Genomic DNA, 20,000 nt, shown 5'->3' on the forward strand with positions numbered 1-20,000 from the left:
TATAATATCCTTAGAAGGAGTAAATACGATGTCATATATGGCAGTGGGATCTAGGCAGATTCTTTTTTCGGATTCAATAGCGCCGGCGGCAACCGGTTCTTCTCCGAGAGAGATTGTGGCTACTCAGGACAATCAAACAAAAAGCCCGGACGTTTCTGTGGTTTCTCCAGGATCTCCACCTTCTTCGATTGGTAACAATATAGATTTATACGTTTAAACTTTTATGATTCATTTTTTATTTTCTCTGATTTTAATGTCACTTGTAGTGGAGTTTGTATTTCCGCTCATTCATCCTGATTTTCACGTTGTTGGTGGCTGGATTAATTCTCTCATTGTAGTAGTTGCCTTTGTAATACTTAATGCGATTTTAAGGTTTATACTAATCGTTATGACTCTTGGAATTGGAATCGTTTTTTATTATCTAAGTTTGGGTCTGATCGGATTGATTATCAATGCTTGGGTGATCCTAATCATCGGAGATTGGTTTCCAGAAACCTTATCCGTGCCTGGATTTTGGTCAGCGTTTTTAGGAGGAATCCTTTTGGTACTGGCCAATTACGTGGGAAAAACGGAATCCAAAGAAAGAAAAAAAGAAAAGTTGAACTCTTAAAAATCAAATTTGTTATAATTATTTTTTATTTCTTTAAGAATTGGAAGTTGCAACAATCTTCGATTGAAATTGAATCATCATCTTTCAAACTATATATTAAGAAAATATAAAATACTCGTTTCGCGTATCATTTGGATGTATGAAAATGAACAATCGATTTTAAGAAGATGTAGAAGTTATCACCTTTTATTTTCAAAATGTATTTTTTTTTGAATGAAAATCTCATTTTAACTTTTGAACAAGTTCATCATATTATGCAGACGCGTAGTTAAATAGAATTGAAACACAAAAATCTTGACGTTGATAATAAAAATGATTATCTATCTATTTACAGGTAGGTATATGAATCAAAATAAAAAAACAAAAAATGAATGGTTCTTCATTTTTATCTTGTTAGGTGTTTTTTTTATAAGTCCTAAAAACGTAAAATCTCAAAGTGAGACTCCTATTTCTACTTTCTGGAAGGAATTTAAAGATGCATTTCTCAAAAACGATCGAGAGAAGTTAGCAAGCTTGTCCCGATTTCCGATCAAAATGCCGTATGGATATACTCAAATTAAGAATAAGAAAGAGTTTTTAAAACGTTATGATGAAATTTTTTTTCATCAAGCTGATACAAAGGAATGTTTTCAAAAAGAAAAACAACCGGTTATAGATCCGGAAAATAGTAAAGAATATATCATTAGTTGTAAAATGAGAAATGGAGCACCGGACGAAGAACCTGTCATTTACGGATTTACATATACTAAAACCGGTTGGAAATTATTTTATCTTGATAATATCAACGAGTGAACAGCTAAGTAAAATTTAAAACTTAAAAACTTTTACACAAAATTGTTGTTTTACGGTTTTTATCGAATTAAAAATTGATTTGATAGGGATTCCAAGAGTATTCGTCAAGTGACCATAGAGCGAGGCGCTAATTGGGAAACTTAGTAGGTGGATTAGCATTTAGGAAGTGAGGTTTTTAAGTCTTATAAAAATGTGGGAACTATCACAAACATGATTTTACAGTAAAACTTTGAACTGTAAAAACTATTGTATATTACAATTTTACAGGCAAACTTTAAAATTGTAGCAGTTCATACTTCTATAAAATTCTTTCTCTTAGGCCGAACTCACATTAAAATATTGCAGTTCCCACAGATTACTTCACATCTGAAGTTTGCGGTCATTTCGGTGTTTTTTATCAAAAATTCGTAGTTTTTAGATATTTAGACAAGTTATTGCTCAAAATTATATAATCAAATATCAATGTTTTGTATTAAAACAGAATTTTATAATATAAAATAGTAATAATATATTCCATTTGAATGAATATTATGCGCCCAAATAATTACTTGGGTAATATGATTGTTTCTATTTTAAAAATTTTTAGTAAAAATGCTGTTATTTTTGATACTGTGTCTCAGAATCTGGTAAATTAATTATTAACGAGGATTCAATTATGCGAAATGTTTTCCGAAAAAAAACTAATGAAGTGCAAAATACATGCAAAAAATTGAAATATCTAATGTGTTTTTATTACCTCTTTGTATTTTTTTTGAATTGTTTGCCAGATAAACAAAGTCTACATGCAGATTTACTAATGAATATTTTGTTTCTTCCTAAGAATCAAAATATTCAATTTACAAATATAAGTGCAGAAAGACTTGGGACTGAAGCTCAATTATCTCAGGGGGTGGATATAAAAGTTCTAAGTTACAATCTTTTTATGTATCATAAAGGACTTTTTAATTCTGGAAATTGGGGTCAAGAGAAAAGAGCGCAGTTGCTCGCAAATTCAAAATATGTTAAAGATCAGGATGTAATTGTTTTGGAAGGTGTTTTTGATACAAAGTCGAAAAATGTACTTTTAGATGGACTTCGTTCTCAATATCCAAATTTAACCGATGTAATTGGAAGAACTAAATACGGTTGGAATCAAACTTTAGGTGATTTTAGAGCTTTTCCGCTTGATAACGATTATAATGGAGGAGTAGTCGTTTTAAGCAAATGGCCTATTGAAGAAAAGATACAATACATCTTTGAAAATCACGGATGTGGAAACGATTATTATTATAACAAAGGATTTGCTTACGTAAAAATTAATAAAGGCGGTCATAAGTATCATATTATTGGAACTGATGTTCAAAATAATTTTTGTTCGGATTTGGGACAAAATGCAAGAAAACATCAATTCACTGAGATTAAAAAATTTATTGATTTGAAACAAATTCCAAAAGATGAACCTATATTTCTGACTGGGAGTCTTAACGTAGACAAAGATAATTTAGAATATCAAGATATGTTAATGATTCTTAGTGTAGATGAACCCCATTACGCAGGAGTTTCTTATACATGGGATCCTAAAAAAAACGCAATTGCTTCTTACACCAACAGCACTGGTCAAGTATCCAGATATTTGGAATACATATTTGTTGTAAAAACTCATTCTAAGCCTAAAGTCTGGCAAAATTTGGCGTATGACCCAATTACGTCGACTACTTGGAACGTTGCCGGATACACGGGGTATGAGTTTTCTAATCACTATCCTGTTTATGGTTTTACTTATGCGGATTCTAATACTCCAACTCAATCTGCACATAGAAGAAATTACGACCAAGTATCTTTTGAATCAGTGGCAACTGGAAAAAAAATCCAAGCTGATCCTAAACAAGCAAATGGATGGTTACAAGTAAACACATCGGATGAAACTGAATTTACAAAGTTCAATCTATTACAGGAGGATGATCCAAAATCCAATACTAATTGTCTTACTGACATTTGCATAATATATCACCAATTTAAATAGACAACCGAGCTTGATTCCAGAATGATTTAACAGGATTAATTCTACGTTTCAATTTTCTTAATGAACGTTTAGCTTCTTTTTTCAAAGTTTCAAAGGATTCCGGACAAAAGTTAGGAAGAAGATATCGTTTCCATTTACCCCAAACATATTCGACAGGATTTAGTTCTGGAGCATAAGGAGGTAGAAATTCAATTGTTATTCTACCATTCAAAGAGTTAATGAACTCATTGACTGCCAAGGAACGGTGAATATTGATTCGATCCCAGATGATGATCAATTTCCCGGGGATATTGCGAAGTAGGGACTTAAGAAAACAAATAATATCTTCTTGTTTAGCCGCTCCCTTTAATATTTGAAAATATAAATTCCTTTGTGTAATTGCTCCGATTACGGAAATCTTTTTCCAAGACCCTACATGTGTAAGAACAGGCGTTTGTCCTACGGGGGCCCATGTGCGAAACACGGTAGGTATTTGCGTTAAACCGCTTTCATCGATAAAAACTATCTTTCTTCGCTCTTTTTGGGCTTTTTTTAACTTTCAGCCAACGACGCTTCTTCCAATTCGAGATCGCTTTTTCATCTCGTTCTTTAGCTCGTCGAATCGGCTTTTGTACACTAAAACCAATTCTACGTAATATTTTCCATACATGATCCGGATGATAGTGGATACAGAACTTCTTTTCTATTAACTTTGCTACACGACGACAAGTCCAAATCGGAGTATCGAAGCCGTGTTTCATTGGACCTTCGATTAACATGCTCGTGAGTTCTTCTACTTGCGATTCCGTCAAGCGAGGAAGTCTACCGGCTCGACCGTTCCAAAGAACAGATTCTTCGCCTCCTTCCTCTACTTGTTTCTCCCACTGCCTTACTGCATGCCGAGTCACTCCCAGACGACGCGCCACTTCAGATCTTTTAATCCCTTCCCCTCGCAGCTTCAGGCCTTTTAAACGACGTTTCTCTAATCCTTTGAAATCTCGTTTCACTCCCGCTATATTACCCATTTCTACAGTCTTTTTTTATTAGATTATTTGGGTACTTCTTTTTGGTGATATATTATGCAATTGTCAGTAAGAGCGGGTATACTCGGATTGAACCTTCATCTTATTTAAATTACTATTGGAATTGGTGGCTCGGAGGAGGTGGAGGTAACTATGCTTACTATCCTAAATTCAATGATGCTTCCAATAATTTACAAATTCATATAATTGATGAAGAAGAATGTATAAGAGACGGAAGTCGGATTGTATTCAAAGATTATGATGAAAACACATTGGATTATTATTACCTTACAGTTTGGGATGGTGGTAATTGGGACGGATATTTATATCTTTGGAATAAAACATACAATCTAAGGGAAACTTTCAGAGTTCGATTAAATACACAACCTGAAAGAAATTGGAAAAACGATTTAATTTATCGTTAGTTTTTAATTTTATTAGGGGTCTTTTATTTAAAGGAAACTTCTATAAAATCCAAAAACGAAGATATTACTCAGGATTATATAAAATCCATTAGAGTTGTTGAAAAATCTCATAGTTCAGATTGGTTAAACTACTTCAATTGATCGTTTCTATAAAACGAAACAGCTAGAAAATTAAATATTCAACAGCTCTAATATTTTAAATTTTTATAATATGAATTCTGTTTAAGAAAATAGATTCGAATCCGGCGTTACCGGACCGTACTTTTGGCTGAGTTCTCGCCTCAATTGCTTTCGCATTGAGTTATGCCAAACTTGCGGTTGACGCTTTGTCAGAACATTTATGGGCATTTAAATAGGGATCAGTAGGGTCAAACTTTTACATAGAATCGTTATAGAATTAAAAATTAATTTGACTAGGGATTTTCTGTAAATCATCTCAAAAATCTTGTATCTAACGTGAATACCAAAACGATTATTAGTTGTAATCTATTGAACAAGCACTCGTAAAAAGTGAGATGATTTACTACTCGAACACATAAATAGAATACTTAGATTAGGTTGTTTCAATAATTTGAATGTTTTGGCCATGCTCTAAAATGTCGCAAATTCCGCATTTATGTTATTTTTTAAATACCGCTATTTTTTCCTAAATTCAACCGTTGATAACTTAGTATCATTTTCATACTTCCGAGTAGTAATTAACAAGTTGCAGATGGCGTTTTCTGGGTTTGAAAGCTCAGCACATCGTTTCTATGATTGCTCGCAGGCCAGCATTCAGGAATGCGTATTGGTTTTTTGTCGCCAAGATTTTTTACTTCATAGTATTTTAGTATATTCTAATTAATTGAATAGATTTATTTCAGTTACGTCTATAATTCTTCCTCTTTTTCCAAACTTTTACGCATTATAAAAATAGTAATTGCTAATACGAAGGAGATCACAGCACAAATGATCGAAACTAATTGAAACGAATCTGTGAACGCATGTTTGGCGGAATGTAGTAGAGAAAGCGCAATATCTTCCGGTAGTTCTTTCGCAACTGCGACCGCAGCGCCTAACGTACCTTTTGCGGATTCCATCGATTCCTGTGAGATCCCGTTTAAAGTCAAACTGTTCATACGACTTTTATAAACCGCGGTTCCGATGCTTCCCAGAACGGCGATTCCTAAAACTCCACCGAATTCGACGCCGGTTTCCGAAATAGAGGCAGCGGCTCCCGCTCTTTCTGGGGGCGCGGAACCTACAATCAAATCTGTACCTAAAATGACCACCGAACAAATTCCCAAAGATATAATAACGGAACCAATTACTACATAAGTAAGACCAGAATCCGCGTCGATTAACGCGTAGAAGGCGAGTCCGACGATATTTAAAACGAGACCTCCGGATACTACGATGATTGGACGAATTTTTCTAACTAACATAGGAACGGTAAGGGAACCCACGACGTTTCCGGCAGCCGAAGGGAGAGTCCAAAATCCTGCAGCTAACGGCGATAAGCCGAGAACTAATTGTAAGTATTGGGCCAGAAATAAAAAACTACCCAATCCGACAAAAATGGTCAATGAGTTGGCGATCAGTGCGGCGCTAAAGGCAGGAGCTTTAAACAATTGAAGATCGATTAAAGGATCTTTAATGTTTTGTTGTCTTCGGATAAAAAATGTTCCGATGATAAGGCCACTAACGATGAAAAGAAATGGAAGAATTTTCCAACCGTCCTCAGCGACCCGTTTAAATCCGTATATGATACTCAAAACAGAACTCAAAGAAAGGATCGCGCTAAGAATGTCCAGATTTCCCGCTTTGGGATCTTTAAATTCGGGAAGAAGTTTAGGGCCCACAATTAAAAGAAGGATCATAACGGGAACACTCAGTAGAAAAACGGAACCCCACCAAAAATGTTCTAAAAGTAATCCGCCGATCAAAGGACCGATCGCTCCGCCAATGGAAAAACTAGTTCCCCAGATTCCGATTGCGACCGTTCTTTGATTAGCGTCCAAAAACATATTACGAATTAGTGATAGAGTAGATGGAGCTAAGGTTGCGGCAGTAATACCTAACAAGGCTCTGGTTGCGATTAGCATTTCTGCACTTTTGGAAAACGCCGCCAGAACGGAAGCAACCCCAAACGATGCCGCGCCTATCATGAGTAGTTTTCTTCTTCCAATACGATCGCCTAACGTGCCCATGGTGACTAAAAAACCGGCTACTAAAAAGCCGTAGATGTCCACAATCCATAAAAGTTGTGAGCCAGTAGGTTTTAGATCTTCGGTAAGATGAGGTACGGCTAAGTAAAGTACGGTCAAATCCATAGCGTAAAGTAGACAAGGAAGTGCAATTACCGCAAGACCGATCCATTCTTTTTTACTGGCGAGATTTGTGTTTGTTGAATTCATTTTGTTTCTTCTTATAGAGGTTGATAATAAAGTAGTACATTGCCAGATCGAAATGTTTTTGTTTGAATCAATTTCAAATTTATTCGATTTTGAATTCCTTGGAACAAAGTTTTACCTTCGCCTAACACGATAGGATTTATGAAAATTCTAACTTCATCTATAAGTTTTTGTTCAATGAGTGTAACGGCTAAATCCGAACTTCCGAAAATTGCTATATTTTTGCCTTGTTGTTTTTTTAACTTAGTCACTTCTTTTTGAATATTAGTATGAATTAATGTAGAATTTATCCATTGGACCTTTTCTAAAGTTTTTGAAAAAACGATTTTGGTAAGTTCATTCATTTTTGTTGCTATAATCGGATTGTCTGTAATTGCAGTAGGCCAATAACTCGCCATAAGTTCGTATGTGATCCTTCCAAAAAACAAAGTGTCTACTTGATTCAAAAAATCGATTGTATAATTGTTAAATTCCTCGTCGACTACGTGCCAATCGATGGTTCTATCTGGTCCTTCAAAATATCCGTCCACTGAAAGTATCGTTTGAAGAATAATTTTTTTCACGTTCTCCGCCTTACATTTCTAAGGAATCAATGTACCGAAAAGATGATAATTCGACTTGGGACCTTGTATCCCAGAGTCCAACGGATAAAATCGTGAGTATCGTGACAAAGATTACCTCTTCCGCGCAAGATCAAAGTAATGAATTGATTTGCTTTTAAAACCGGAGCGAAAATTCCTGTACCAATCATTTTTGACATTATGCGAAATTCTTTATAAAGTAGTGGTTGCGTGTTTGATGGGGTCGAATTGATGTCGTCTACGTAAAAAACAGAAATTTTTTTTGGCAGTTCTACTGTTAACGTTCCAGAATGATTTTTGAGATCCTGAAATTCAAATACGAAACGACTCTTTTTCCAGGTAACTTTTATTTTATATTCTACAGAAGCAGTATGAATATCCGTTACGGACTCTGGATCGTTCTCACCTAGAAAAAGAAAAGCTTTAGAATCAAAACGTAATTGCTCGAAAATATCTACGTATCTCGAATCTAGGTCTATTTCCGAATCAAATCGTTCACCTAGGTTGGAACAACACGCACATGGAAATATTTCTCCTCGAGTTGGAAAAAGTAAAACGAAGACCAATAAAATAAAAGAAGTCTTGAAGCGAGAGATGTTATTGATTAAGAATTTTATCATATATTAATTTAAAATTTTCTGTTTTTTTCCAGATCTGACATTTTGCTGTTACCTCTATGAAGAAATTACATGAATTTTAAAAAAAGCCCTTTTATAGAGATGGAGTTTTGATTAAAAGCTATCTCTAAAATATTTTATCTTTGCTCAAAATGTCGATTCAGATTGTTCTAAAATAACTTGTAGTGATAAAAATGGTATCATTGAAAAAGATTTAAGACTTATATATAGATTTTATAATTTATTCTTTTTTAATTTTTAACGATTTTATTTCTCATATTTTGACTACAGGATTTTCTTTTGAACAAATGAATTAGAAAAGTATAATTTATTAGTCAATAATAATTTTTCTTTATAAAAAAATTCTAAAACTTATTTTGAAATTATCATACATTTCGAAAACGCTTTAGAAAAACTTTTAGCATCTAACTAAAACAAAATCGAATTGTTTTCGATGTGGCTTTTGCTGCGAAAAGCTTTTGAAAATAATATTATAAATTTGTTCAAAAAATTAGAATGTAGGATCTCCTTTGAAAACGCCATTAATTCTGTCTGGGATAATACAATCTGTAAAAATTTCTCATTTTCGCAAAACCTCTATAAACGTCTAAAAGAAACAAAATTTTAAAAAGATAGTTTTAGGACGTCTCTAAGTTGGAATTCCTTTCAAAAACGATTTTTAGAACCTGCTTCCAAAAAATTGATTTTTAAACTTGAATTAAACGTGGTAGTTCCCACAGAAATCGTCTCTTTACCGTTCTATAAGCTTCTTACGCACTTTTTTGCGATTGGAATAATCACATGAGTTTCCACATTTTAAGTTCATTCATCGTTTTACATTATTTAGAAGTTTTTGAATTACTGACTAATCATTCTTTTAAGTTCAGTTTCTAATCTATCAAAATTTTGTTCGTTTCCTTCAATTACGTATTTTTTAGCTTTTTCAAATTCTTGAAGAGATTCAAACAACATACGAAAAATCACCTTTGTTTTGTTAGGTGATTCTTCTTCGAAAGATGCAGTAACTCTAAAAACGTGTCCAGAAATGTGATCAAATACGAGTTTTTCCGGTTTTGTAATTTCTACAAAAACACTGTGATTTGGAAAATCTGCACCGTCCGGACCATACATTGTAAAGCGCCAGTGGCCTCCTGGTTTTAAATCGAATTCATGAAATGTATTCGTAAAACCTTTTGGCCCCCACCATAACTGTAAATGTTGTGGATCAGTCCAAGCTTTAAAAACAATTTCTCGAGAAGCGTTGACAACACGAACACTGACGATTTCACGATCGGAAGCGGTTATCGTTTGATTTGGCATGATCATTCTCCTAATTTTAATTTTCCAGAAGTTGTAAATATTAGATTTTTTACGATCATGCTGATCGAAATTTGAAACTTTAAGCAAAATATGTATTAGTACGCTCAAAGTTTTTCTAAATCTATATTGAACTTCTCTCCAAACATTTTGATTTCTACACAGATTGTGTCGATTAATCTACTCTCCGCAATTTTAAGAATAGCTTTATCGTTCTTTTATATAAAATTAAGAATATTCAAAATAATTGATATTCTTAATTTTAAGTCCTTGCGAAATCAGTCGCACTTATTTTTCTTCTACGATCGCTTTGATATTATTCAAACCGGTTTCAAAATCTTTTCCGATTATCTGATCCATATCGCAGAATAGTCCCATCAATTTGGAAATGAAGGCGTTCGGGCCATACATCGCCCAGGTGACGTTAGTTTTGCCGTCTTTGACAATAAACGTAAATTCAGCGGTATTATGAGCTTCAAAAGGAGAAATAAAGTCTAACTTCATTTTTATGTTAGAAGGCGAATTCGATTCTATAATTTCCATACGTCCTTTTCCTACTTCGCTGTTTCCTTCCCACTCGTAAACGGAGCCTAAACCGATAGACGCGCCGCTATAAGACCGTTTCATTCCTGGATCTAGTTTTTCCCAAGGAGACCAAGATGCCCAGTTGTGATAGTTATTGACGAAAGTAAAAATCTTTTCGGGTTGTGCTTTTATACTTAATGTTCTTTCGAAACGGAATTCTGCTGGCTGTCTGGAAGTAACCGCGACGGCTCCTATAACTAAAACTACAAGTACAACTGACACTGATAAAACGATCATTTTTGACTTTGACATAATATTCTCCTAATATAGTTTTTAATCTTTTTGTTTTGCCAGATATTCCACTAAACGATCCATCGTTTGGTTCAAACCTTCGATAGCGCCGTACTTCTCAACGGTTTCGTTACGTTGTTGAACCGTATTGAAAAGCATAGTCATATCCAAGGTGGTTTTTCCATTTTGCTCCGAAAAAAGAACAGTAACGTGAAAATCTCCCGGATGATCTTCCATGTCGGAGCCGTGTTTATAGACTAATTTTTCTGGGCGAATTACTTCTAAAAAAACAATCAGATTTGGGTAATCTGCACCGTCTGGGCCATGCATTATAAATTTCCAGATACCGCCAGGTCTGACGTCCATGGTTTCGAACGTGTTTGTAAAACCTTTTGGTCCCCACCAGTGAATGACGTGTTCCGGTTCCGTCCACATTCTAAAAACGAGATCTCTAGGTGCGTCAAAGATTCGAGTTGCTCGAATCTCTCTATCTGAAGTTGAAGTGTTCATCATGGCTCCTTTTAGTGAATACTAAATTTATTTGAGATTTTAAAACGAAAGAAAGGTTCAAATAAATAATTCTATTTTTAGAATATTCAATTTTTTGTATTTATTATTTATCCTAAAATCTGTCCGACTTTTATATTGTCGAATTTGGTTCTTCATTTTTTAAGTTTACTGATGACCAATATAATAGAGTACCTTTAATTTATATCCAGAAGACCGATTCTTACCAAAATTAAAGACACTCTAACAATCAAGAATCAGTAGTCCAAACTTGGATCGTATTCGAATTGATTATTTGAGAATCGATTCTAATTTATCTAGAGATTCGTTCCAACTCGCGTTGGTCATCTCTCTTATTTCTCCGGCGGGAATACCCGTATGGTGCAGAATCAGTTTTGTTTTTCCTTGATGATCTTCAAAGATAAGGGTGATAAAAATAGACTCGGGCCAATCTCCTTGGATTCCATAAGTGGAAGCGGGAACAACATTACCGTCTTTGTCTGCAAAATCATCCGTTTTAACGATTTTTTCGGGTCTAAGGATTTCTTTATAAATTCCGGTGGACCAAAAATCTTGACCCTCAGGAGAACGCATACAGAAAAGATATTTACCTCCTACTTTAAAATCAATCTTACATATTGGAGATGTAAAACCTTTAGGCCCCCACCATCGCGATAATTGTTCCGGGATTCTCCATGCATCAAAAACGGTTTCTCTAGACGCGTTGAAAATCCGAGTAATGACCAATTCGTCTTTGGTTTGATTTGTTGTATCTTTCATATCGTTCTCCTGCACTTTTTGTATTTTTTGTTAAAATGGAGTCAGATTCTGCATTATAAAAGTAGAATATTCTTATAGATGCCAGATTCCTTCCAGTCTTCTGGATGCGGGACGTAAAGCCCAAGACAAAACCACTAAAACTAAAACGATCATAGGAAGTATGGCATGTATGGTTTCCATTCCGGCAGCCGCATTGGAAATTGAAGCCGAGGTAAGATTAAAAAATATTCCTGCATAAGCCCATTCTTTCAAAAGAGGAAAACGTGGGACCGTGATGGCGATTGCGCCTAACAGCTTCCAAACTGCTAAAATAGTTACAAAATACATTGGGTAACCGAGTTTAGCCATACCGGCGATTACTTCCGGTCCACGACTTAGATAAGCATAACTTGCAAACGCGTAGTTAGCCGCAATCAGAGCGGTTACGATCCAGTAGATGATGGTTTTAATTTTTTCCTGATTCATGTTTTGTTTTCCTTTCTTGTTGTAGTTCTTGTAAGTATTTGTCCAGGCGGTCGAGCCTTGCTTCCCACATCTGACGATATTTGTCGATCCAGTCCGCCGCTTCCTTTAAAGGTCCTGCTTCCAGACGGGAGGGTCTCCATTGGGCTTCACGGCCTCTGGAAATAAGCCCGGCCTTTTCTAATACTTTGAGGTGTTTTGTGATTGCAGGCAGACTAATCGCAAAAGGTTCCGCGAGTTGTTTTACGGTGACCTCTCCGTAGCGAAGAGTTGCCAGAATTTTACGACGGGTTGGGTCCGCTAAGGCCGCAAAAGTGAGGCTCAATTGGTCTGTTTTTGCTTCTTGTTGAACCATATAGTTAATTAACCTATTGGTTAAATTAAATCATTTTCAGAGTCTTGTCAATCTCTTTTGTTTTAAAGAATTCGAGAAATGTGTCAAAAAGGAGAGTTCAAAGACTATATCTGAAAAAAAAGAAACGTCCAATCCAAATCCTTGATTTTCATTCAAAGTAGTAATTTAGTATCAAACTATGAACTTGGAGTCTTTGTCCGAGGTACGACCTGAGTTGTTGATTTTATCTCGAACGATTGATTTTTTGTAAAAAAATATGGGAGCTACGATTTAAAGTTTAGAGATTTCTAAAATACAAAATTTCGATTGGAAGTCCTTGGGTTTTGTAATAGTTCGCACTGTTTCAGAATTTATCTGTAAAATTTTGGACTTGCGGTAGTTCCTACAGATTGAGTCGTATTACGATGTTTAAACATATAAGTTTGTATGAGTTCCCGCATTTACAGAATCTAACTGTAAAATCTGGATTTGTGGTAGTTCCTACAATTTACGTCACATTGTGAATATGCGGTTTTTTAAATATTTTTTCGAATCAGTCTGTAATAGTTCCCACGGATTCTATTTCATCTTTCTTTTAGCTTCAAAATTTTTAAATGAACTTACGTTTTTTAACGTGAGTTCATTCATGATTCATTTTTCTGAAAAAAGTTGGAATTTGAAACTTTACAGATCCATTCCTAAAGTGTGGGAACTACCATAAATCACGATTTTACGAAAAAATTCTAAAATTCTAAAAACTAATACTTAAAAAATTCTTTCTTATTTTCTTACGCTGGACTCTTCCATTTCATTTTTATGGAAAAATGAGTTAGTTCATAAGATGGAATTTCTCAAGTTGAATTTGCATTTTCTTAAAGAATAGAGAATTTGGCCTTACCTACAAAATGAGGTAGTTTCCACAATTTTAGACCTTAAGTTTCAAGTTAAGATGGCCCATTCATTTTTTGGTATTATTTTTATAGGCCCGAATAGTAAAACGACTTTTGGAATTTATGTCAGAAGTAGAATTTGTAATCGCTAAAAATCAAAAGAATAATATTTTCATTGAGGAATCTTATAAAATCTAAAAGGAATCATTTTACGAACACCTATAAAATTAAGTACCGTAAATTTTAATCGCAAAACATTGGGTATTTTATTAAAAATGAATCGCCACTTAGTTTCTGTTTTATGGAAACGATCGATTAAAGCAGTTTTATTGATCATCACTATGAAATTTTTCAACAACTCTAATATATAGTTCTGAATAAAATCAGATTTTTCTAATATTCGAGTTGCACTAGTTCTTCAGTAGAAAAAATAGAATAGAAAATAAATTTAAAAAAAAGTTACAAAACCAATTTACTTTTGATTTCCAAAAGATTCAAATCTAATGGTTCGTTTACAATTGAGGCAGTTATGAATTCACAATTAAAGGAATTTACATATGAGATTCCAGTTCTTTGGAGCCAATGTGACCCTAACGGGCATCTAAATGTTGGAAATTTTCAAGTGTTTCTACATGAGGGTAGAATGGTCGCTTTGGAAGAAGCGGGTTTTAGTTATGAAAAAATGAGAGAAGAAAATATCGGCCCGATGATTTTACGATCGGAAACCGATTATAAAGCCGAAATTCGTTATCCTGAATCCGTAACGGTAGTGACAAGTTTTGGAGAATTAAAAGGTTCTCGTTGTAAAATTTTTCAAAAACTCATTCGAAAATCAGACGGTAAGATTGCTTGCGAATCCGTTTCGGATTGTATCTTATTCGATTTTTCTAAAAAAAGACCTTGGAAATATCCTGATTCTTTGCTCGTCGCCTTTGGTGCTAAGTGAATTATAGGGATTTAATAAAGTCGGATCATTTTTGTTTTTCGGATGTTAAAAAAATCAACGATTGCCGTAAAAGTGCGTTAAGCGGAAGTTATTAAAAATGTTAGAGAGTGAAATATGAGTATTCCAGATTTTCAAAGTGCTATGTTACCTATATTGAAGGTAGTAAGTGAGAAAGGAGAGTCGAGCACTTCTACGATACGTGACGGAGTTGCAATTGTTTTTAAAACAACTGAACAAGAAAGACGTGAATTATTGCCTTCTGGAAAAACTAGAATTTTTGACAATAGAGTAGCATGGTCAATCACTTATCTTAAAATGGCTGGTCTTGTTCAATCACCTAAGAGATCGTTTTATTCGATTACAAATGAAGGAAGTCAATTTCTAAAAACTAATCCTGAACGAATTGATACTAATGTTTTACAACAATTTGAATCGCTTCAAGAGAAAAAATTCAAAACAAATACGCTTCAAGGAGATAGTTTAGGAGTAAATGAATACACTCAAACTCCTGATGAAATGATGGAAATTGGGTATAGTAAAATAAGAAAAGATTTAGCAGAAGAATTACTCAATAAAATCAAATCTTGTAATCCGTATTTTTTTGAATCTATAGTATTAGATTTGTTGATTAAACTTGGATATGGAGGATCTGATGAAAAAAATAAAAAAGTAACAAAGAAGTCAAATGATGAAGGAATAGATGGAATTATTAAAGAAGATAAGCTCGGGCTTGATTTAATTTATGTTCAAGCAAAGAAGTGGGAAAGTCCAGTTGGTGGTACCGAAATTCAAAAATTTGCTGGAGCATTACAAGTTCAAAGAGCCAAAAAAGGGATTTTCATTACAACTTCTATGTTTACTGCAAATGCTCATGAGTATGTTTCCAAGATGGATTCAAAAATTGTGTTAATTGATGGTGCTAAACTTACTGATTTAATGATTGAGCATAATGTTGGTGTATCAACAAAACAAACGTATGAAATTAAAAGAGTAGATTTAGAATATTTTAATGAGGATTAATAAACATCGCCTAACTTTGATTTATTGCATAGTTGCAATTGCTTGCTCTGGACTAAAAATTGCATCCTGTTTATCAATTAGCTTACGGAGGATGGTATTCTCTCCGTGATAAATACTGATACGAATGAGCGCGTAAATAAGGATCAAATCAAAATTTTTACTTTGCAAAACCCTGAAGATCTTCATTTTGAAAAGGAATGTAATTGTTTTATTGTGCTCCATTCTAAAAAGGAACCCAATAATCCTGGATTGAATAGAACCGCGACTTTACTACAAGGTTTTTTGGAATTGAGTAATGTAAAGATAGTCGAAGAACAAAAAAATTATTTAGAGCTAATTCGTTTTTACAATCTTATTTACGATACACTCACGCGTTTAGATCCAAGTTTTGCCGGAATTTATAAAACTCAAGTTTACGATCCAAAGTATGTGGATTCTCTGAATACTGGTTTAAAATAACTTAACGTGAGAAAGAATTTTCTAAAAGTATGAGTTCCCGCATTTACAGAATCTAACAGTAAAATCTGGACTTGCGGTAGTTCCCGCAGATTTTGTCACATTACGAATGTTTAAACATATAAGTTCGTATGAGTTCCCGCATTTACAGAATCTAACAGTAAAATCTTGGACTTGCAGTAGTTCCCACATCTGAATTACGACAGATTCAATTGTTATAAACTTCTATTTTTTAAATTGCGGTAGTTCCCACATTTTAAGAATCAATCTGTAAAGTTCAGATTCCGACTTTTTTTAGAAAAGTGAATTATGATCGAACTTACGTTGCATTGAGTTTATTATTCGCCCCAATTTTCTTACGTCGAACTCACGTTAACTTAGTGCGGTGTAATTTCGATTTTTCTCCTATAAGTCGTATAAAGTTGTTCAATTAATTGTTGTTAGTTGAAATGACGCCTTGTCGGAAATTAGACTCTTAGCGAACCACGAAATCCTCTGACGGCATAATAAGATTCTGCACCGTTGTGATATACAAAAACATGTCCGTAACGAAAATCAGCAAAGATGGCGCCGCCTAGTTTTCTAATATCAGAAGGTGTTTTTATCCAGCTCGATGTTTTTGTATCGAACTTTCCGAATTTTTGTAACTCTCTATATTGTTCTTCTGTTAAAATTTCAATGCCCATGGAAGTAGCCATATCAAGAGCGTTATCTTTTGGTTTATGTTCTTTTCTTGATTTTAACGCTTCTTGATCGTAACAAACGCTTCTGCGACCTTTGGGGCTTTCTGCTGAACAATCATAAAAAATGTATTCACTCATTTTTTGATTATAAGCTATGACATCCGGTTCACCGCCAGTTCTTTCCATTTCATTAAGCGACCACAGTTTTTCAGAGTTGGTTTCCAGCTTTGTTTTTATTTTAGTCCATTCAAGACCTTTATGGCGGTCCATGTTTTTTGCAAAGCGGTCTTCTAACGTGTTGAGTAGTTCTTCGCGTTGTTTCGATACCAACTCCTTCTTATTTTTATTTACTTTGCTCATAATTTTATATGATTTCTGTCGAATGGATATGTCAAGCGTATCGCGATATAAATTTATTTCGAAAGTTTACTAATCATTTCAAGCGAAACTGAGTTGTTTATCGAGATACAAATTTGAATCGTAGTTTTAAAATTGAAGAGATCTGTGGCTTCAACTAAAACAAAGATAAAAGAATGAATGAGTTTCCACATTCTTAAGAATTCTTGTTTAAAAAAGAGGAACGTTCTACTTTGTAAGAAATGCCTAGTTTCGATAAAGCTATAGAAGTTCAAAAATTAAATCTCCGGTTGGGTCAAAGGACGATTTTAGATTCGATTTCCTTCAAAGTAAACTCCGGAGCAATACTGGGAATTCTAGGGCGCTCTGGTTCGGGTAAAACTTCTCTTTTCCGAGCGATTTTAGGAGTTCCTACAACCACCAATTTAGAACAAAGTGGATCCATTTATTTTTTCGGAAAGGACCGAAAAGAAACTCCCATCCATCAATTACAACCAGTCTTTCAAGATCCTGTTGGAAGTTTCAATCCTACTTGGTCTTTGGAAAAGGCCTTGAAAGAACCGCTCCGAATTTTAGGAGGAGAAATTGCAACTAGAGGAGAGTCTTTTTTTCCGGATTTACTTGAATCTTTTCGTCTGGCAGATAAAGATCTCAATCGAAATGTTCTTTCTTTTTCCGGAGGCGAACTACAAAGGGCAGCGATTCTTCGTGCGCTTCTTGCGGAACCTAAGATTCTTTTTTTAGATGAGACATTAGGCGCCTTGGATCCAATTCTTTTGAACGAGGTCTTACAACTTTTAAAAAGGATTTCCAGAGAAAGGAAAATTACAATTTTATTGATTACTCATAGTTTGAGAACGGCTCAAAAATTATGTAATCAAATTGGAATATTAGAAAAGGGTAAAATTCTGGATTTTGGAACAACGGAAGAAGTTTTTACGAATTATAAAAGTTCTTTTACGGGGGAACTCATTCGTACAATCGATTTGAGTTCCCTCCGTGTTTGATCAGATGTCGATCTGATAGAGATTTTTTCTGTCTTTTTTGTCTTTGTAAAGTGCAATCATAATATCGATTCGGTAGATCGAAGATCTCAGGCTGGACTCTAAAAGTCTAAGCGCTTTGATCTGATTTTCCAAAGAAATATCAGCCACTTTTGTGTTCTCTATTTTGTCGAATCTTTCGAGTTTGACCTGAGATGCTAATACGTCCGGAGGAGAGAAAATCAGTCTTTTGTTTTCAAAAGCGAATTCGTACTGAATCCTTTTTTTCTCAGAGGCAAGTTCAACTTCCTTGATTTTGCCGCCCTCAAACTTGAAACGAACATACTTGAGCAGGTTGCTCTCGTAGCCTTCGTCAAAAGTAAAAGGAATGTCTTCCGTGACGATTGTTTGCACCTTTTCCAGTTCCGGTCTCAGAATTACGAGAAGAGAATGTTTCTTCTCCAAATCCGTAAGCCTTTCGTTGATCGTAGCTTCCAGATCTCTGACTATTTTCTGAAGGGATTTTGTGTAAGAACTTCCTTGTTCAGAAAATACATCGGCACGACTCAGGTCCGCCTGTCCTTTCTCTTTATTCTGCGCAAATGCAGGAATGTTAAGGAGGATAAACAGGATTGTGAGCCAGGTGATTTTTTTCATAAATTCCTCCAGACTCAAGATAAAGGAAGAAAATTGAAAAAAGCAAACCTTTTTCATTCGTTTTTGTTTTCTTCTTCCAAGGACTTGATTTCGGCAAAACGTTGTGCGAGATCTCTTCTTCTTTCAATCACCTTATACGAAAATTCGGAAAAGAATGGATCGTTCGGATATTTCAGAAGTTGCTCATATTGATCTGCAGCCGTGACATAATCGCCTACTTTACTGGCGGTTTCGGCATAGTAGAAATGAAACTTTTTATTATACTGTTTCTTTTGTCCTAAATCATCCACAAGCTCGGTTTTCTTAAAAATTCTGTAAGCGTATAAATCTTTAGAAGAAAGTAGTTCGATCCTGGCTCTTCCCAATCTTGCATCTGGACTTTGTTCGTCTATTTTTGCAGCTTCTTTGATATAGATCAGTGCGCGATTTCTTAGATCGGTTCGAATGTAGTGATCCGCCAATAGTAATAGTGCTTCCGTATGAAATTTGTTTAAACTGACAGCTTTTTTCCATAAAATAGTCGCGTTGATTGGTTCTCTTATTATTTCGTATAACGTTCCTAAATGAATAAAGGTTCTATAATATTCCGGAATTTCAGAACTTGCATATTCAAATTGAATAATGGATTTCTGATATTTTTTTTCGAGATGATACGCCCTTCCTAAATTGTATCGAAACGGAAAAAACTTTGGATCGAACCTTATTCCTTCTTCAAACATGCTAATCGCTTTGAGTCTATCTTCGGTTTTTCCCTTTTCTAATAGAAATACTGCTTCGTTGTTAAAAAGACCCGAGTTTAGAATTTCCTTTCCTTCAAATTGAAAACTTCCTTGAGAAGGGGGCGGATCTCCTTTCCAATTTTTTCCTGCAGTAAGTATAAAGTCTTGTTCCGTTCTTAAAAAAGAACCGTTATTGTAATACTCGGGTGAAAGTATCTCGTTTTCTCCCCAGAGTAACCCTGAGTAGTATTGCCCTCCGATTTGTATTTGTGCGATTCGATCTGTAAAAGGAAAAATGAGTAAAGTATAATAAAGAAATATATTTCTACGAAACAAAAAGTAAAAAATATTATTGAGTAAATAGTAAATAGGATTATGATTCATAATTGACTCTTTCCGTTTTATAATATGTTGGAACTCACAAAGTTTTAAGATCGATTTTAAAATGTAAGAACTTCCATAAATTGGGTCCCCGAGTGAGACCAATTTCCCAAAAGTGTTTGGGTGTTTCCTCTCAGGGAAATTTCCCGGGAACTACCATACAATTCGATTCTTCAATTTGAGAAATATACTTTGAATTTTTCTCAAAACGATTTAGAGAATCCACGCCTAAAAAACGCATTGTAAATTCCGTTTCCAAAGAGATTCTGGC

20 protein-coding genes and 3 pseudogenes are annotated in these 20,000 nt (G+C 34.6%); 9 read left to right on the forward strand and 14 right to left on the reverse strand.

Going from position 1 to position 20,000, the window contains the following annotated elements; genetic code table 11:
• Positions 1-28: 28 nt before the first annotated feature.
• From LEP1GSC059_RS15365 to sph, 4 genes and pseudogenes are all read left to right on the forward strand, one after another.
• A complete protein-coding gene (locus LEP1GSC059_RS15365; RefSeq protein ID WP_020981038.1) occupies positions 29-217 on the forward strand; it encodes a hypothetical protein in 189 nt (62 codons plus the stop codon).
• Positions 218-223: 6 nt separating this feature from the next.
• Positions 224-610 carry a phage holin family protein gene (locus tag LEP1GSC059_RS15370; RefSeq protein WP_002154237.1) on the forward strand — a complete coding sequence of 129 codons (387 nt, stop codon included), beginning with the start codon at positions 224-226 and terminating at the stop codon, positions 608-610.
• Between the two features lie 342 nt (positions 611-952).
• Positions 953-1,402 (forward strand): hypothetical protein, encoded by a 450-nt coding sequence (locus LEP1GSC059_RS15375; RefSeq protein ID WP_002180421.1) that lies wholly within the window; start codon positions 953-955, stop codon positions 1,400-1,402.
• A gap of 655 nt (positions 1,403-2,057) precedes the next feature.
• Positions 2,058-3,368 (forward strand): annotated as a pseudogene (gene sph, locus LEP1GSC059_RS15380) (sphingomyelin phosphodiesterase); the annotation flags it as partial.
• Positions 3,369-3,396: 28 nt separating this feature from the next.
• Here the strand turns inward: sph and LEP1GSC059_RS24375 are convergent.
• Entirely contained in the window at positions 3,397-3,909 is a 513-nt protein-coding gene (locus LEP1GSC059_RS24375; protein WP_155243402.1) for an IS630 family transposase, read from the reverse strand.
• Positions 3,893-4,408: a winged helix-turn-helix domain-containing protein gene (locus tag LEP1GSC059_RS24380; protein ID WP_020980553.1), complete on the reverse strand. Its 516-nt coding sequence runs from the start codon at positions 4,406-4,408 to the stop codon at positions 3,893-3,895. Before LEP1GSC059_RS24380 ends, LEP1GSC059_RS24375 begins: the two co-directional genes overlap by 17 nt.
• A 68-nt stretch (positions 4,409-4,476) precedes the next feature.
• Here LEP1GSC059_RS24380 and LEP1GSC059_RS15395 point away from each other — a divergent pair.
• Positions 4,477-4,830, forward strand: a pseudogene (locus tag LEP1GSC059_RS15395) (sphingomyelinase C 2 family protein); the annotation flags it as partial.
• A gap of 869 nt (positions 4,831-5,699) precedes the next feature.
• Here the strand turns inward: LEP1GSC059_RS15395 and LEP1GSC059_RS15400 are convergent.
• From LEP1GSC059_RS15400 to LEP1GSC059_RS15440, 9 genes and pseudogenes are all read right to left on the reverse strand, one after another.
• Positions 5,700-7,226: an MFS transporter gene (locus LEP1GSC059_RS15400; protein ID WP_017214063.1), complete on the reverse strand. Its 1,527-nt coding sequence runs from the start codon at positions 7,224-7,226 to the stop codon at positions 5,700-5,702.
• A gap of 11 nt (positions 7,227-7,237) precedes the next feature.
• Positions 7,238-7,786, reverse strand: coding sequence for a dihydrofolate reductase family protein (locus tag LEP1GSC059_RS15405; RefSeq protein WP_002180419.1), 549 nt, complete (start codon positions 7,784-7,786; stop codon positions 7,238-7,240).
• Between the two features lie 18 nt (positions 7,787-7,804).
• Positions 7,805-8,424: pseudogene (locus LEP1GSC059_RS15410) on the reverse strand (hypothetical protein).
• Between the two features lie 855 nt (positions 8,425-9,279).
• Positions 9,280-9,747 carry an SRPBCC family protein gene (locus tag LEP1GSC059_RS15415; protein ID WP_420323980.1) on the reverse strand — a complete coding sequence of 156 codons (468 nt, stop codon included), beginning with the start codon at positions 9,745-9,747 and terminating at the stop codon, positions 9,280-9,282.
• A gap of 279 nt (positions 9,748-10,026) precedes the next feature.
• Complete coding sequence (locus tag LEP1GSC059_RS15420; RefSeq protein ID WP_017214065.1) at positions 10,027-10,575, reverse strand: SRPBCC family protein; 549 nt, start codon at positions 10,573-10,575, stop codon at positions 10,027-10,029.
• 21 nt (positions 10,576-10,596) lie between these two features.
• On the reverse strand, positions 10,597-11,064 hold the full coding sequence (locus tag LEP1GSC059_RS15425) for an SRPBCC family protein (RefSeq protein WP_017214066.1): 468 nt from the start codon (positions 11,062-11,064) through the stop codon (positions 10,597-10,599).
• 288 nt (positions 11,065-11,352) lie between these two features.
• Positions 11,353-11,841, reverse strand: a complete 489-nt coding sequence (locus LEP1GSC059_RS15430; protein WP_017214067.1) for an SRPBCC family protein — start codon at positions 11,839-11,841, stop codon at positions 11,353-11,355.
• A gap of 72 nt (positions 11,842-11,913) precedes the next feature.
• A complete protein-coding gene (locus LEP1GSC059_RS15435) occupies positions 11,914-12,306 on the reverse strand; it encodes a DoxX family protein (protein ID WP_002180415.1) in 393 nt (130 codons plus the stop codon).
• A complete protein-coding gene (locus LEP1GSC059_RS15440) occupies positions 12,287-12,658 on the reverse strand; it encodes an ArsR/SmtB family transcription factor (RefSeq protein ID WP_017214068.1) in 372 nt (123 codons plus the stop codon). Before LEP1GSC059_RS15440 ends, LEP1GSC059_RS15435 begins: the two co-directional genes overlap by 20 nt.
• A 1,398-nt stretch (positions 12,659-14,056) precedes the next feature.
• Between LEP1GSC059_RS15440 and LEP1GSC059_RS15445 the strand changes: the two genes are divergently transcribed.
• The 3 genes from LEP1GSC059_RS15445 (at position 14,057) to LEP1GSC059_RS15455 (ending at position 15,952) form a co-directional block, all read left to right on the forward strand.
• The gene (locus LEP1GSC059_RS15445; RefSeq protein ID WP_004425672.1) at positions 14,057-14,473 is read left to right on the forward strand and encodes an acyl-CoA thioesterase; all 417 of its coding nucleotides are present in this window, start codon (positions 14,057-14,059) and stop codon (positions 14,471-14,473) included.
• A gap of 114 nt (positions 14,474-14,587) precedes the next feature.
• The gene (locus LEP1GSC059_RS15450; protein WP_020980995.1) at positions 14,588-15,493 is read left to right on the forward strand and encodes a restriction endonuclease; all 906 of its coding nucleotides are present in this window, start codon (positions 14,588-14,590) and stop codon (positions 15,491-15,493) included.
• 162 nt (positions 15,494-15,655) lie between these two features.
• Positions 15,656-15,952, forward strand: coding sequence for a hypothetical protein (locus LEP1GSC059_RS15455; RefSeq protein WP_002180408.1), 297 nt, complete (start codon positions 15,656-15,658; stop codon positions 15,950-15,952).
• A 464-nt stretch (positions 15,953-16,416) separates the two neighbouring features.
• Here LEP1GSC059_RS15455 and LEP1GSC059_RS15460 read toward each other — a convergent pair whose 3' ends face one another.
• Positions 16,417-16,992: a DUF4256 domain-containing protein gene (locus LEP1GSC059_RS15460; protein WP_017214074.1), complete on the reverse strand. Its 576-nt coding sequence runs from the start codon at positions 16,990-16,992 to the stop codon at positions 16,417-16,419.
• Between the two features lie 239 nt (positions 16,993-17,231).
• Between LEP1GSC059_RS15460 and LEP1GSC059_RS15465 the strand changes: the two genes are divergently transcribed.
• Positions 17,232-17,996, forward strand: a complete 765-nt coding sequence (locus LEP1GSC059_RS15465) for an ABC transporter ATP-binding protein (protein WP_017214075.1) — start codon at positions 17,232-17,234, stop codon at positions 17,994-17,996.
• On the opposite strand, the gene LEP1GSC059_RS15470 is transcribed toward LEP1GSC059_RS15465, so the two are convergent.
• Complete coding sequence (locus LEP1GSC059_RS15470) at positions 17,997-18,686, reverse strand: hypothetical protein (protein ID WP_004437751.1); 690 nt, start codon at positions 18,684-18,686, stop codon at positions 17,997-17,999.
• Positions 18,683-19,834: a hypothetical protein gene (locus LEP1GSC059_RS15475; RefSeq protein ID WP_420323981.1), complete on the reverse strand. Its 1,152-nt coding sequence runs from the start codon at positions 19,832-19,834 to the stop codon at positions 18,683-18,685. Before LEP1GSC059_RS15475 ends, LEP1GSC059_RS15470 begins: the two co-directional genes overlap by 4 nt.
• Between the last annotated feature and the right edge of the window lie 166 nt (positions 19,835-20,000).

This window comes from Leptospira noguchii serovar Panama str. CZ214 (assembly GCF_000306255.2).
Classification (GTDB): domain Bacteria; phylum Spirochaetota; class Leptospiria; order Leptospirales; family Leptospiraceae; genus Leptospira; species Leptospira noguchii.